Origin of the sequence: Streptococcus peroris ATCC 700780 (assembly GCF_000187585.1) — a bacterium.
Lineage (GTDB): Bacteria > Bacillota > Bacilli > Lactobacillales > Streptococcaceae > Streptococcus > Streptococcus peroris.
In genome coordinates this window covers 1,305,501-1,318,219 of sequence record NZ_GL732463.1, presented here as the reverse complement: position 1 = coordinate 1,318,219, position 12,719 = coordinate 1,305,501, and the positions used below count along the sequence as shown (strand labels likewise).

The following is a 12,719-nucleotide window of genomic DNA, read 5'->3' as shown; positions in this document are numbered from 1 at the left end:
AGGCTCTATACAAAAGCAAGAGGTGGAAAATATCTCTCCCACCTCCCTGTGTTTATTACCAAACTGGTTGATCCAAGCCGTCTGAAGTTTCTTCGATGACTTTTTTCACTTCGTCAGTATGGTAAGCTGCGATAATTTTCTTGATGGCATCAGCTTTAGGTGATGATTCCCAATCTTTTTTCGCAACGATAATGTTGTACCATTGTTTTGAGTTTTCGTCAGCTTGCTCTTTAAAGAGTGCTTTCTTGTAGTCCAATTTTGCTTCTGTAACAAAAGTGTTGTTAACAACAGCGGCATCAACTGATGTCAAGGCACGAGCTGTTTGGCTAGCATCCAATTCAGTGATTTTCAAGTTCTTAGGATTTTCTTTGACATTTGCGACAGTAGCAAGTTCAGTACCTGAAACATCCAATTTAATCAAACCAGCTGATTGAAGAAGGTAAAGGGCACGACTTTCGTTAGTTGCATCGTTTGGAATAGCGATTTCACCGTTATTTGGGATTTCTTCCACTTTAGTGTACTTGTTTTCTTCTCCGTTTTTACCTGAGTAAAGGCGGATTGGTGAGATATAAGTATCTGCAATCGCTACAAGATCTTTACCGTTTTCTTTGTTCCAGTTGTTCAAGAAGTTATAGTGTTGGAAAGCGTTCAAGTCTACTTCACCATCAGCAGTTGCCTTGTTTGGTTGTGAGTAGTCTGTAAACTCAGTAAATTCCAATTTGATTCCGTCTTTTTTAACCAATTCTTGGACTTTGTCCCAACGTGCTTCTTCAGAACCACTACGGTTTACTGTTGCGATTTTGACAGTTGTTGCATTGTCTGCTTTCTTGTCTGAATTCCCGCAAGCTGCAAGAGTCAAGCCTGCGACTGTAGCGATAGCTGCTACGCCTAACCATTTTTTAATTTTCATGATTTGTTCTCCTTAAAAATAATATGGTGATAGTATCTCACACTTTATTTGATTTCGCAAATTGTTATTAAATAAGCAGACCTATAGTTTGAAACTATATGCCTAAAAACTGTAAAATCATCCACCTACCAGAGAATGGATGACTTACAAGCTTATTTAATATCAGCTTCTGCTGGTAGGTAAGAACCACCAAAGAACTGTTGAGATAATTTTTCAAGTGTGCCGTCTTTGTAGAGTTCTTGGATGCGTTTGTCTACAAATGATTTCAACTCATCTTGACCTTTGGCAAGAAGTGGGTAAACGTAAGGCTGTTGGTCACTTGGAAGATCGATGACTTTCAAGTTATCCAAGCCTTGATTTTTGATAACTGTCTCTACACCGATCTTGTCAAAAATCTTGTAGTCAAATTGGCCGTCACTCAAGCGAGACATGATTTGTTGGAAATCAGCCTTGGTGTAGTTCAGAACCGTTGGCTTGTCTGCGTGTTGTTTGTTATAGTCTTCTAACTGTTTAGCTGATGTTGTTCCTTGTACGACTTCAGTAGATTTTCCACCGATATCATCAAGTGACTTAATGCTGTTGTCATCTTTTTTAACTACGAGAACGTTTGGGTTTTTAGCGGTTGGTGCTGCATAAAGATATTTTTCTGCGCGTTCTTTGGTATAGCTGATGTTATTCACTGCCATTTGGTAACGATCCGCGTCAAGACCCGCAAAGACACCTGACCATTCTGTTTTTTCAAACTTGACATCATATTTGTCAGAATCTTTAAAGATAGCACGAACAACTTCGATTTCGTAACCAGTCAACTCACCGTTTTCTTCATAGTTAAATGGTTTTGGTGATGCGTTGGTTGCTACGATAATTTCTTTTTTACCTGATGATGCTTCTCCAGATGCTGCATCTTTCTTCTCACCACCTGAACAAGCTGCTAACACACCTGCGGCAACAAGCCCTAGGGCAGCAAGTGATGAATACTTAACGATTTTTTTCATGATATTTCCTCCAAAATAAAATACAGTCTTATCTTAACAGAAAAAATGTGATTGCGCCATTATATGATTTCTATATTTGTGATAGGTTTTCTTTATGGCTGATTAAAAGACCAAGCGTAGGACTGCTATCAAGACCACTCCAAAGAGAACCGTCCCCACCAGATTGCGGTAGCGAAAGGCTACAAAGGCTGTCGGAAAGACTGCTAGAAAGTCTAACCACTTTATCTGTGGGAAACTTCCAACTTTTCCTGTCACTACACTTGAAAGAATCAAGGCGAAGATAATAGAGACAGGTAAAAATTTCAAAAAACGCTCTACGATTGCTGGCAATCCTTTGTACTTAGCAAGGATGAAAGGAATCATTCTTGGAATCCAGGTCACCAAGCCAGAGAAGATAATTGCCATTAAAATATACTTACTGACCATCCAAAATCACCCCCATAGTACAACCTAGCAAGGTCGCAAACAGAACAGCTAGTGACTGAGACTCCACTGTCAACAGTATAAAGAAGGAAAGGGCAATAATTCCTAAAATGATGAAGAGGTTGCGCAAGGGAATCCGTTTTTGCATAATTTGAAACTGGGAAGTAAAAATCCCGATAAACATGCCCACTAGGGCAAAATCTAGACCAATAACTTCCGGATTTGGCAGAAGTCCACCTAAAGTGGTCCCCACAACAGTTCCGACAAACCAAGCTAGATAGCTGTTAAGGTTGTTCCCGTGCATCCACATAGGATTGACCTTGTCCGTATGAACCAACTCGCCCATCAAGACCCCGTATGTCTCATCCGTCAAGAGGCTAGACATTCCGATATTATGCCAGAGACTAGTATGACGAAAATAGGTCGATGCGTGTAAACTCAGCAAGAAGAGACGCAGATTAATCAAAAAGACCGTCATAGCGATAGCTGCCACAGGTGCTTGAACTGCTATCAAGGCTATCATGGCAAACTGGGCACTCCCAGAATAGACAAAGAGGCTCATCAAGCCAATCTCTACAGGGGTTACATAAGGGGAACCGATAATGCCACAAGCAAGGCCGATACTGACATAGCCTAAAGCCGTTGGCACCGCAGCCTGTACACCTTTCCAAAATCCTTTTTCTTTCATAAACCTCCTTACTAGTGTTTCAGTAATCGACTGCTGATTTACAGTCACAACGAGGACTATTATAACACATTCAAAGAGGAGAAATAAGTTTAGAATTTGAAACTAGTAGCAAGTTTCAGTCCCCGAACAATATGCTTCATTATGAATACATGAGGAATTGATCAATTCGAATTCTATACTTATCGGCTTCGTTTTTTTCAGTATATTCATTTTCTATCGGGTAGACATCAATCCAGAGTTCTCTCCTTTCTCCTCTCAATTTGACTTTATAGCGATAGCCGTTATCGTATAGCCCTACTGTCTCGGTAGTTACAGACTGGAAAATAGGAAGAGCTTCAATTTCTTTTTTTATAGTCTGGGATAAATTGTGGAGCGCGATTTGTTGCTCCATTTTTGATGCTACAGGAATTTGAATTGTCGCTTCTTCCAAGAGATGTGATTTTGAAAATGTGAAATCCGCTTGACCTGTATAACCATTTAATGCAATATTTTCGTAATGATAGAAAAGGCGTCCCGTTTTATAGAAATATGGGTCTTTTGCATGCCATGTATCGTGATAACCCATTGCAGTTTCTTCCTCCACTTTATCAGCTTCTTCAAATACTTCCTCAAAAGATTTTGTGGACATATTGAAAAAAAGTGAATCAAACAGGACCAGTTGAGTCTTTTTAAAATTCTGGCAAGCTATCAGAGACAGCAACAATACCCCTAAGGAAAGTACAATTCTAATTGTTTTTTTAAATCTCATATTTCTACTATACTAAAAAACTCGCGCATTTGTCCAAGATAAAAGAGTTAACGCTGAGCTAACTCTTCATTCCATGATATCAAAAGCCAGGCTGGGTTTGGCATTTAGCTCCAAGCCTGCAAAGTTTTCTTTGTTCCACTCGCTGACGCTAGCATAGGCAATCATTCCGGCATTGTCTCCGCAAAGACGTAGAGGTGGAATAATGACCTTGACATCAGTGATTTCAGCTGCTAAGCGTTCTCTGAGACCTTTATTGGCAGCCACACCACCAGCCACAACTAAGGTTTTAACAGGATATTTTTCTAAGGCCTTCTTGGTTTTTGCCATGAGAATATCCATGACAGCTGCTTGGAAGGAAGCACACAAATCCTCTGTAGACAAGCTTTCTCCCTTTTGCTCGGCATTGTGGTGCAAATTGATAAAGGCAGACTTCAAACCTGAGAATGAAAACTCCAGATTGTCTTCCTTAATCATGGCACGCGGGAAATCATACACATCCTGTCCTTTATGCGCTAACTCATCAATCTCACGACCTGCTGGATAGGTCAAGCCCATGACACGACCGACCTTATCATAGGCCTCACCAACTGCATCATCACGGGTTTCACCAACAATCTTATAATCACCAGCCTCAGACACATAGACCAACTCTGTGTGTCCACCACTGACTAATAGAGCTAGCAAAGGAAACTCCAAGGGTTCCACACTTTGAGCCGCCATGAGGTGACCAGCCATGTGATTCACAGGAATCAGCGGAAGTCCATGAGCCCAAGCAAAGGCCTTAGTAGCTGACAAGCCAACTAGCAAGGCTCCGACCAAGCCTGGTCCGTAGGTAACCGCCACAGCTGTCACATCGTTTTCAGTAATTCCTGCTTCTGCTAACGCCTCCTCGATACAGGCTGTAATGACCTCGACGTGGTGACGACTGGCTACTTCTGGAACTACGCCCCCAAAACGTTTGTGACTCTCAATTTGACTCGCAATGACATTGGACAAGAGCTCATCGTCGTTTTTCAAAACGGCAACACTAGTCTCATCACAGGATGTCTCAAATGCTAAAATATATCTATCCTTCATCTATTTCTCTCTTCATGATAATGGCGTCCTCAACTGGACTATGGTAATAGGACTTTCTCTCAGCGATGACTGCCATTTTTTCTTTCTTGTAAAATGCTTGCGCTCGGTGGTTGGACTTTCTGACTTCGAGGAAAACTTCCTTGTCTGTCGGCAATGTCGCAAACAAGGCTGATGCTACCCCCTGACCTTGATAGGCTTTTTTGACAGCAATTTGTAGGACTTCTGCTTCAAAAAGATTCTCCTGAATTGCTAGAAAACCTATCACTTCTTCCCCATCATAAGCTAGAACATACCAGGTCTGGTCTTGAGACAGGTCTGCTTGGATTTGTTCCAGAGTCCAAGGGCTGACTGGGTAAACAGCTGCCATAACCGCATAGATGGCTTGAGCCAAGTTAGGCTGTTTTTGAATTCGTTTAATTTCTATCATAGGCGCTTAATGTAAGACTCGCCAGACTCAGTATGGCTCTTGAGCCAATTTTCCTCAGCTTCGACACGCTTGAGGTAATTCGGTACAAAATCGTGCAAAGAGTCTGCTTCCTTGTCCCAAGCCCAGAGGGCTAGATTGGCTGCATTTGGCAAAGTTTCTTGGTAGTTAGCCTGTGGTAATTGCTCTTGAATCTGCTCGACAAAGGCACCCACTTCACCAACAAAGGTTACCTGCTCGGCATCCTTGATTTGCTCTAGGACCTCCTCAAAAGACAAGTGAGCCTCGGGAAATACAGGCTGGGCATTTTCATAAAATCCTGCATAAACATTGTTGCGACGCGCATCCATCAGAGGAACCACCAAACCTTGGTGCTGGCTTGGTACCAGAGCTAAAAGGCTAGACATCCCCACTAACTCAATGTTTAGGGTATGAGCCAAGGTCTTGGCAGTTGCTACTGCGATTCGCAAGCCAGTATAACTACCAGGCCCTTCAGCCACCACGATTCGATCCAAATCCTTAGGTGTCCAATCCAAACTTGCCATTAAGAAATCAATAGCAGGCATGAGGGTAATACTGTGATTTTTCTTGATATTAATCGTGGTCTCAGCAAGAAGCTGCTTGTCCTCTAAAATAGCTAGAGAAAGAGCCTTGCTGGACGTATCAAAAGCTAATACTTTCATAACACATTCCTATCTTTTTGTCTGTTTACTATTATACTACAAAAGACTTCGCATGGGAATTTTCTTTGTGTCAAAGAAAGAATAGGCCTTCCGCAAGGCCCTATTCACAAGCCATACTCATTCTGATTCACTCTATTTTTCAAGTCTTTTCACAAGTTTCACTTTCCCATTTCCCTCTTTTACTAATTCACCTTTTTATGTTATAATTGAAGTAATTGTAACGAATCAAGGTCAATCTAGACACAAAAAATCAGATGGAAGCAATCAGCCGCCTAACGGATAATGTTGAATAAAAAATGACCTGAAAACAGAAAGGAAACACATGATTTACAAAGTTTTTTATCAAGAAACAAAAGACCGTAGCCCACGACGTGAAACTACACGCTCACTTTACCTGGACATTGATGCAAGCTCTGAACTTGAGGGACGTATCATTGCTCGTCAACTCGTCGAAGAAAATCGCCCAGAATATAATATCGAATACATCGAACTTTTAACTGACAAATTGTTAGACTATGAAAAAGAAACGGGTGTATTTGAAGTTACGGAGTTCTAATATGACTTATACTCTTAAACCAGAAGAAGTCGGCGTTTTTGCCATCGGTGGTCTAGGAGAAATCGGGAAAAACACATACGGAATTGAATACCAAGATGAGATTATCATTGTCGATGCAGGGATTAAATTCCCAGAAGATGACCTACTTGGTATCGACTATGTAATTCCCGACTATTCTTATATTGTGGACAATATCGACCGTGTTAAGGCTGTCTTGATTACACACGGGCACGAAGATCATATCGGAGGAATTCCTTTCCTTCTCAAGCAAGCAAATGTCCCTATTTATGCAGGACCACTTGCTCTTGCTCTCATTCGTGGAAAACTCGAAGAACACGGACTTTTACGCAACGCTAAACTTTACGAAATCAATCATAATACCGAGTTGACCTTTAAACATCTCAAGGCAACTTTCTTTAAAACAACTCACTCGATTCCAGAGCCTTTGGGGATCGTCATCCATACGCCTCAAGGGAAAATCGTCTGTACAGGTGACTTCAAGTTCGACTTTACTCCCGTTGGAGATCCTGCGGACTTGCACCGTATGGCAGCCCTAGGAGAAGACGGAGTTCTTTGCTTACTCTCAGACTCAACAAATGCTGAAGTTCCAACCTTTACCAACTCTGAAAAAGTCGTTGGTCAGTCGATTATGAAGATTATCCAAGGCATCGAAGGACGCATTATCTTTGCATCTTTTGCCTCAAATATCTTCCGTCTTCAACAGGCGACAGAAGCCGCTGTTAAGACTGGACGCAAGATTGCTGTCTTTGGTCGTTCTATGGAAAAAGCTATCGTCAACGGAATTGAGCTTGGCTACATAAAGGCACCTAAAGGAACCTTTATCGAACCAAATGAAATTAAAGACTATCCTGCAGGCGAAATCCTTATCCTTTGTACGGGTAGTCAAGGTGAGCCTATGGCAGCTCTCTCTCGTATTGCTAATGGAACCCACCGTCAGGTGCAACTCCAACCAGGAGATACGGTCATCTTCTCTTCTAGCCCAATCCCTGGAAATACTACGAGTGTTAACAAACTGATCAATACTATTACTGAGGCTGGTGTGGAAGTCATCCACGGTAAAGTCAACAATATTCACACGTCTGGGCACGGTGGTCAGCAAGAACAAAAACTCATGCTTCGCCTGATCAAACCTAAGTATTTCATGCCTGTTCACGGTGAATATCGTATGCAAAAAGTTCATGCTGGACTGGCTGTCGATACAGGTGTAGAGAAGGACAATATCTTTATCATGAGTAACGGGGATGTCCTTGCTCTTACAGCCAACTCTGCTCGTATCGCAGGTCATTTCAATGCTCAAGACATTTATGTCGATGGTAATCGTATTGGTGAAATTGGTGCCGCTGTCCTTAAAGACAGACGAGACTTGTCAGAAGATGGTGTTGTTGTCGCAGTTGCAACTGTTGACTTCAAATCTCAAATGATTATTTCTGGACCAGACATTTTGAGTCGTGGTTTCGTCTATATGCGTGAATCAGGAGATCTGATTCGTCAAAGCCAACGCATTCTTTTCAACGCTATTCGTATCGCTTTGAAAAACAAGGATGCTACTGTGCAATCCATTAACGGTGCTATTGTCAATGCCATTCGCCCCTTCTTGTATGAGAATACGGAACGTGAGCCTATCATCATACCAATGGTACTCACACCCGATGAAGAAGAATAACAAAAAGTTGGAGTCGTTAGACTCCAACTTTTTTATTTTACAACAACCTCATAGCGTGTTTTACTTGTAAAAGTTTGCCCTGCTTTGAGAATCACTTGATCTTTGAAATCGCTGTGGATAGCGTCTGGCAAGGCTTGTGCTTCAAGAGCAACTCCATTGTGCTGTAGCATTGGTTGACCAGCGATGATGACACTCTCATCCACAAAGTTTGCGGTATAAACGACCAGACAAGGAGCTTGCGTTTTGAGGAGTAAAAGGCGACCAGATTCTGGGTCATAAAGAGAACCCGCACGATCAAACCCTCGTGAAAGAGCAAACGGATGATCTAGTCCTGATACAAGTTGAATTTGCTCATCTTCGTCTGCAAAAATATCCTTCAACAAAGCTCCATTAGAAATCTGTTGAATGACATGACGACTCGCATCTGGAATTTTCTCAGGAACTCCATCGGCTGCGATTGGATAAATGCCTTCTGTATTTAATTGAAAGACATGATGATCAACTGTCTTTGTGAAATCCCCAGAGAGATTGAAATAGCTGTGGTTGGTTGGATTGACCAAGGTATCTTGATCCGTTGTTACCTTGTAGTGAATCTCATAGGCACCACTTTCTTCCAATTGATAGCTAATCCAAATCTTCAGATTGCCAGGAAAACCGCCTGTCCCATCTGCTCGTTCTGTATAAAGGGTCAAGCCATGGTCGCTCACTTCGACCAACTCAAACAGGCTAGAATCCCAGCCGGTCGAACCACTGTGGTTGCAGTTGCTTTCATTATTAACTTCTAAGTTATAGATTTGTCCGTTTAAGTCAAAGCTAGCTTCAGCAATGCGGCCTGCCACAGGACCAACACTTGCACCGTGTTTAGGAGTATTTCCTACATAACTGGCAAATTCATCAAAACCTAGAATAACATTAGCGAAATGTCCCTTCTTATCAGGAGTGACATAACGTAAAATAGTGGCACCGTAATTCATAACTTCTAGTTGATAACCAGCATCTGTTTCAAAGTGATAAGCTATCACATCCTGACCCTTAACATGCCCAAATATCCGCTCTGTGTAGGTCTTCATCTTATCTCCTTATTTTTTAAATTCGTGAATAATGACGCCTTGTACCACTCGGTTAACAGTTCCTGTAGGAGAAGGTGTGTCTGGTTTATTTTTCACCTTAAGTGAAGTCAAAAGTGCAAAAAGCTGACCGTAAACAATATATGGGAAAACGCGGTAAATGTCCGTCAAGACACCACCACAGCCAAGCACGACTTCCTTGACATTTTCTAGATCAAAGGCTTGATCACTCAAGAGAACAACGCGACGAGCAATTTTATCTCCTGCAACTTCACGCACAAGGTCAAGATCATATTGGCGCGTGTAATCTCTAGTTGATCCAAATATCAAAACAATTGTCTGATCATTGATCAAAGATTTTGGACCATGACGGAAACCAACTGGACTTTCATACATAGTTGCGACTTGTCCCGCTGTCAATTCCAAAATTTTAAGTTGAGCTTCATGTGAAAGGCCAAAGAAAGGACCCGCGCCAAGATAGATGACACGATTAAAGTCTAAATCTACCAATTCTTTCACATCGGCTACATTGTCAAGTACTTTACGAGCCAAACGAACCAAGACTTCAAAACGTTCTGCTTTGATAGCAAATTCTGTTGGGTCAAAGACCAAGAGAGCTGTCAACATCATGGAAGTAAAACTAGAAGTCATGGCAAAGCCTGCGTCGTTAGAAGGCGCCGGTTGCAAAAGCAAGAGGTTGCGGTCATCACCATGTGCTTGGAGGGCTAGTTTCCCTTCAGCCGCACATGTGATGGTCACCTGATAAAGATCATCAACCAAAGATTTAGCTAAATCAACAGTTGCCACACTTTCAGGTGAATTCCCACTACGAGCAAAAGAAACTAAAACCGTCGCCACATCTTTTTTCAGATAAATCTGTGGATTAGCCACAATGTCAGTTGTCGCAATCGCATTAAAGTTCCATTTACGTTCATCATAGACTTCCTTAAAGTAAGGCACCAAGGTGTCTCCCACATAGGCTGATGTCCCAGCACCCGTCAAGATAACTTTGATATAGTCATGCTTTTCTGCAATTCCTTGCAAGAAGGCTGCGATTTCTTCACGCTTTTCTGTATAAGTTTGGAAAGCATCTTCCCACACATCTGGTTGTTGATAAATTTCACGTGTCGTGATTTCAGCACCCAGCTTAAGCAAATCTTCCTTTGTATAATTTAGCATAAGGTTCCTATCTTTCATTCTATTATTATTATTTAAAATATGGGAATAGGAGTATTTCCCATTCCCATCTCTATTTTACCAAATTTGTTTCAGCATTTTGTTTGGTGACAATGGCTTAGCGATTTCACGCTGTCACATCTTATTCATCTTCATCGTCATCAAAGCTCGCTAATAGGTCATTGACTTTCACGATGCTTTCTGCAGCACGACTCTGATAATGAGCCTCTGCACCTGTTAGATTAGCATTGATAAATTCAATCACCATTGGTAGATTCATACCTGCGTACAACTCGATATCTCTGCCTTCCATGATGAGTCGACTCACAACGTTACAAGGCGTGCCTCCTAGGAGATCTGCAAACACAACGAAATCAGATAACTTTTCTATAGTCGCTTCAAACTTGGAAGCAAAATCTTCTGGCCCATCTTCTGGAAGCAGAGCGACTGTATAGATATTGTCTTGTGGGCCCATAATCATTTCTGTACTACCTTTAAGTTCCTCACAAAAATGACCATGACTCACTAATACTAATGATTTAACCATAAAACTTATTTAGGTCCCATTCCAAGTGCGAAATGACCAAAGGCAGATAAAGCCAAAGCAAGCACGATGATGATACCGATAGCTTTTGTAGAGTTCATGCCTTTCTTACCAAGCAACCAGAAGATAAAGGCAGTGAAGATTGCTGGAAGCAAGCGTGGGAAGATTGAGTTCAAGATATCTTGGAAGTCAATCATCTTTTCACCGATTGGCATTTTATAAGAAATATCGAAGTTAATCATTGTTGCTACAAGAGCACCCATCATGAAGACACCAAGTACAGATGCAGCTTCAATCAAAGCTGTCAAAGTGCTTTGCATGTTGTTAATAAGGTTAACCCCTTCTTTGTAGGCAAATTCCAACTGTTTCCAACGGAAAATGTCATAAGCGACTGCAACTGCAATCCAAAGGAAGATACCCCAAGGTTGACCAGCAATAGCCATGGTTGCAGCGATAGAACCCATGATAGCAGGAACCAATGAACCAAAGATTGTATCTCCAAGAGGAGCGAATGGTCCCATCAAACCTGTCTTGATACCGTTAACCGCGTCTTTTGAACCAACGCCATCTTTTTCTTCCATGGCAAGGTCAAAACCAGCGATGATTGTGTGGAAGAATGGTGAAGTGTTGAAGAATTGAGTATGAACTTTCATCATTTCTTTCAACTCAGGAGTTCCATCTCCATACATTTTACGCAATTGAGGCAAGATCATGTAGAGATAACCTGATGCTTGCATCCGTTCATAGTTCCATCCTAATTGGAAAGTGAATAAGCTACGTTTGTTAATTTGATTAAAATCTTCTTTTGTTAATTTGTAATTAGAATTCGTCATCTTCAATTTCCCCACTTTCTGATGGTGTAGAAGGTGCTGCTACAGCTACTTTCTGGCTATTTTTGAAATGAAGAACTGCAAGGAAGATACCAATGATAGAAATACCAATCATAGACAATCCTTTGAAGTTATTTACAAAGCCAAGTTTTTCAGCGACATCAGCAGGAAGAGTACCTACGATACCTGCAACTGCTCCACCAATACCTGTTACATATGAGTAAAGAACAGTCAACATAGCTGTCAAACCAAATCCCAAAGCAAGGTAGTGAAGGTTCCGTCTAACTGGAAGATAACGAAGCAAGATTGCAAATCCAAGACCTGGAAGCATACGACCTGCAAGTGTCAAACCATCTGCCACCCATTGGTATTGTTTCACTAAATCTACAACTGATTGTACAAATTCGCCACCAAAAGCAAGGGCGAAGAAGACTGGAAGGGCACGAGAGAGAGCCCATGGAATAGCACCAAGAAGATAGTTGCGTTCGATTCCTTTGTAGTCAAAGCGTTCGATTGCAGCATCCACACGGTGAGCGAAGAATGTTGTGGTCATACGACCCAATACATCAAAGTAAGTTAAAAGTGCAGCTACCGGTACAGCAATCGTAGTAATCGCAAGCGCTGTATCAATTCCTTGAGAAACAGAGAAGGCTGTTGCAAGGACGGCACCAGAAGTTGCGTCGATACGAGAAGCACCACCGAAGGTACCAACCCCAAGAACGAACAATTGCAAGCTACCACCGATAAACAAACCAGTTGCCAAATCTCCCATGACCAAACCAGTGATAAAACCAGCAAATACAGGAGAACCTGCAGATGAAACGATTGTCAACTCATCACAGATTTGATAAGCTGAGTACAAAGTGAGAAGTAAAATTTGCCACCATTGTATCATAACAATGACCTCCTAAAAA

At 41.7% G+C, this 12,719-nt stretch carries 15 protein-coding genes; 2 read left to right on the top strand and 13 right to left on the bottom strand.

Annotated features, from left to right (window positions below; translation table 11 throughout):
• Nucleotides 1–55: 55 nt before the first annotated feature.
• From HMPREF9180_RS08420 to tsaB, 8 genes are all read right to left on the bottom strand, one after another.
• Nucleotides 56–910 carry a MetQ/NlpA family ABC transporter substrate-binding protein gene (locus HMPREF9180_RS08420; protein WP_006146107.1) on the bottom strand — a complete coding sequence of 285 codons (855 nt, stop codon included), beginning with the start codon at nucleotides 908–910 and terminating at the stop codon, nucleotides 56–58.
• Between the two features lie 152 nt (nucleotides 911–1,062).
• Nucleotides 1,063–1,905, bottom strand: a complete 843-nt coding sequence (locus HMPREF9180_RS08415) for an amino acid ABC transporter substrate-binding protein (RefSeq protein ID WP_006146106.1) — start codon at nucleotides 1,903–1,905, stop codon at nucleotides 1,063–1,065.
• A 102-nt stretch (nucleotides 1,906–2,007) separates the two neighbouring features.
• Nucleotides 2,008–2,331 (bottom strand): AzlD domain-containing protein, encoded by a 324-nt coding sequence (locus HMPREF9180_RS08410; RefSeq protein WP_006146105.1) that lies wholly within the window; start codon nucleotides 2,329–2,331, stop codon nucleotides 2,008–2,010.
• Complete coding sequence (locus HMPREF9180_RS08405) at nucleotides 2,321–3,016, bottom strand: AzlC family ABC transporter permease (RefSeq protein ID WP_006146104.1); 696 nt, start codon at nucleotides 3,014–3,016, stop codon at nucleotides 2,321–2,323. The genes HMPREF9180_RS08410 and HMPREF9180_RS08405 overlap by 11 nt, the downstream gene beginning before the upstream one ends.
• 139 nt (nucleotides 3,017–3,155) lie before the next feature.
• Nucleotides 3,156–3,764, bottom strand: coding sequence for a hypothetical protein (locus HMPREF9180_RS08400; RefSeq protein WP_006146103.1), 609 nt, complete (start codon nucleotides 3,762–3,764; stop codon nucleotides 3,156–3,158).
• 66 nt (nucleotides 3,765–3,830) lie between these two features.
• Complete coding sequence (gene tsaD, locus HMPREF9180_RS08395) at nucleotides 3,831–4,841, bottom strand: tRNA (adenosine(37)-N6)-threonylcarbamoyltransferase complex transferase subunit TsaD (protein ID WP_006146102.1); 1,011 nt, start codon at nucleotides 4,839–4,841, stop codon at nucleotides 3,831–3,833.
• On the bottom strand, nucleotides 4,831–5,268 hold the full coding sequence (rimI, locus tag HMPREF9180_RS08390; RefSeq protein ID WP_006146101.1) for a ribosomal protein S18-alanine N-acetyltransferase: 438 nt from the start codon (nucleotides 5,266–5,268) through the stop codon (nucleotides 4,831–4,833). Before rimI ends, tsaD begins: the two co-directional genes overlap by 11 nt.
• On the bottom strand, nucleotides 5,265–5,948 hold the full coding sequence (gene tsaB, locus HMPREF9180_RS08385; protein ID WP_006146100.1) for a tRNA (adenosine(37)-N6)-threonylcarbamoyltransferase complex dimerization subunit type 1 TsaB: 684 nt from the start codon (nucleotides 5,946–5,948) through the stop codon (nucleotides 5,265–5,267). The genes rimI and tsaB overlap by 4 nt, the downstream gene beginning before the upstream one ends.
• Nucleotides 5,949–6,270: 322 nt before the next feature.
• Here tsaB and HMPREF9180_RS08380 point away from each other — a divergent pair, with 322 nt between their 5' ends.
• Nucleotides 6,271–6,504 carry a DNA-dependent RNA polymerase subunit epsilon gene (locus tag HMPREF9180_RS08380; RefSeq protein WP_006146099.1) on the top strand — a complete coding sequence of 78 codons (234 nt, stop codon included), beginning with the start codon at nucleotides 6,271–6,273 and terminating at the stop codon, nucleotides 6,502–6,504.
• Between the two features lies 1 nt (nucleotide 6,505).
• Nucleotides 6,506–8,188, top strand: a complete 1,683-nt coding sequence (rnjA, locus tag HMPREF9180_RS08375) for a ribonuclease J1 (RefSeq protein ID WP_006146098.1) — start codon at nucleotides 6,506–6,508, stop codon at nucleotides 8,186–8,188.
• A 32-nt stretch (nucleotides 8,189–8,220) separates the two neighbouring features.
• Here the strand turns inward: rnjA and HMPREF9180_RS08370 are convergent, their stop codons facing one another.
• The 5 genes from HMPREF9180_RS08370 to HMPREF9180_RS08350 form a co-directional block, all read right to left on the bottom strand.
• Entirely contained in the window at nucleotides 8,221–9,258 is a 1,038-nt protein-coding gene (locus HMPREF9180_RS08370; RefSeq protein ID WP_006146097.1) for an aldose epimerase family protein, read from the bottom strand.
• A 9-nt stretch (nucleotides 9,259–9,267) separates the two neighbouring features.
• A complete protein-coding gene (locus tag HMPREF9180_RS08365) occupies nucleotides 9,268–10,434 on the bottom strand; it encodes an SIS domain-containing protein (protein WP_025168749.1) in 1,167 nt (388 codons plus the stop codon).
• A gap of 139 nt (nucleotides 10,435–10,573) precedes the next feature.
• Nucleotides 10,574–10,978 (bottom strand): PTS sugar transporter subunit IIA, encoded by a 405-nt coding sequence (locus HMPREF9180_RS08360; RefSeq protein ID WP_006146095.1) that lies wholly within the window; start codon nucleotides 10,976–10,978, stop codon nucleotides 10,574–10,576.
• Between the two features lie 5 nt (nucleotides 10,979–10,983).
• A complete protein-coding gene (locus HMPREF9180_RS08355) occupies nucleotides 10,984–11,808 on the bottom strand; it encodes a PTS system mannose/fructose/sorbose family transporter subunit IID (RefSeq protein WP_006146094.1) in 825 nt (274 codons plus the stop codon).
• Nucleotides 11,795–12,700, bottom strand: a complete 906-nt coding sequence (locus HMPREF9180_RS08350; RefSeq protein ID WP_006146093.1) for a PTS mannose/fructose/sorbose/N-acetylgalactosamine transporter subunit IIC — start codon at nucleotides 12,698–12,700, stop codon at nucleotides 11,795–11,797. The genes HMPREF9180_RS08355 and HMPREF9180_RS08350 overlap by 14 nt, the downstream gene beginning before the upstream one ends.
• Between the last annotated feature and the right edge of the window lie 19 nt (nucleotides 12,701–12,719).

What these genes read in the sequence shown, in the direction of transcription:
- HMPREF9180_RS08405 (WP_006146104.1), bottom strand. Translation starts at nt 3,016, where the DNA reads ATGAAAGAAAAAGGATTTTGGAAAGGTGTACAGGCTGCGGTGCCAACG.
- rimI (WP_006146101.1), bottom strand. Translation starts at nt 5,268, where the DNA reads ATGATAGAAATTAAACGAATTCAAAAACAGCCTAACTTGGCTCAAGCC.
- tsaB (WP_006146100.1), bottom strand. Translation starts at nt 5,948, where the DNA reads ATGAAAGTATTAGCTTTTGATACGTCCAGCAAGGCTCTTTCTCTAGCT.
- HMPREF9180_RS08365 (WP_025168749.1), bottom strand. Translation starts at nt 10,434, where the DNA reads ATGCTAAATTATACAAAGGAAGATTTGCTTAAGCTGGGTGCTGAAATC.
- HMPREF9180_RS08410 (WP_006146105.1), bottom strand. Translation starts at nt 2,331, where the DNA reads ATGGTCAGTAAGTATATTTTAATGGCAATTATCTTCTCTGGCTTGGTG.
- HMPREF9180_RS08420 (WP_006146107.1), bottom strand. Translation starts at nt 910, where the DNA reads ATGAAAATTAAAAAATGGTTAGGCGTAGCAGCTATCGCTACAGTCGCA.
- HMPREF9180_RS08360 (WP_006146095.1), bottom strand. Translation starts at nt 10,978, where the DNA reads ATGGTTAAATCATTAGTATTAGTGAGTCATGGTCATTTTTGTGAGGAA.
- HMPREF9180_RS08350 (WP_006146093.1), bottom strand. Translation starts at nt 12,700, where the DNA reads ATGATACAATGGTGGCAAATTTTACTTCTCACTTTGTACTCAGCTTAT.
- HMPREF9180_RS08380 (WP_006146099.1), top strand. Translation starts at nt 6,271, where the DNA reads ATGATTTACAAAGTTTTTTATCAAGAAACAAAAGACCGTAGCCCACGA.
- HMPREF9180_RS08355 (WP_006146094.1), bottom strand. Translation starts at nt 11,808, where the DNA reads ATGACGAATTCTAATTACAAATTAACAAAAGAAGATTTTAATCAAATT.
- HMPREF9180_RS08370 (WP_006146097.1), bottom strand. Translation starts at nt 9,258, where the DNA reads ATGAAGACCTACACAGAGCGGATATTTGGGCATGTTAAGGGTCAGGAT.
- HMPREF9180_RS08415 (WP_006146106.1), bottom strand. Translation starts at nt 1,905, where the DNA reads ATGAAAAAAATCGTTAAGTATTCATCACTTGCTGCCCTAGGGCTTGTT.
- tsaD (WP_006146102.1), bottom strand. Translation starts at nt 4,841, where the DNA reads ATGAAGGATAGATATATTTTAGCATTTGAGACATCCTGTGATGAGACT.
- rnjA (WP_006146098.1), top strand. Translation starts at nt 6,506, where the DNA reads ATGACTTATACTCTTAAACCAGAAGAAGTCGGCGTTTTTGCCATCGGT.
- HMPREF9180_RS08400 (WP_006146103.1), bottom strand. Translation starts at nt 3,764, where the DNA reads ATGAGATTTAAAAAAACAATTAGAATTGTACTTTCCTTAGGGGTATTG.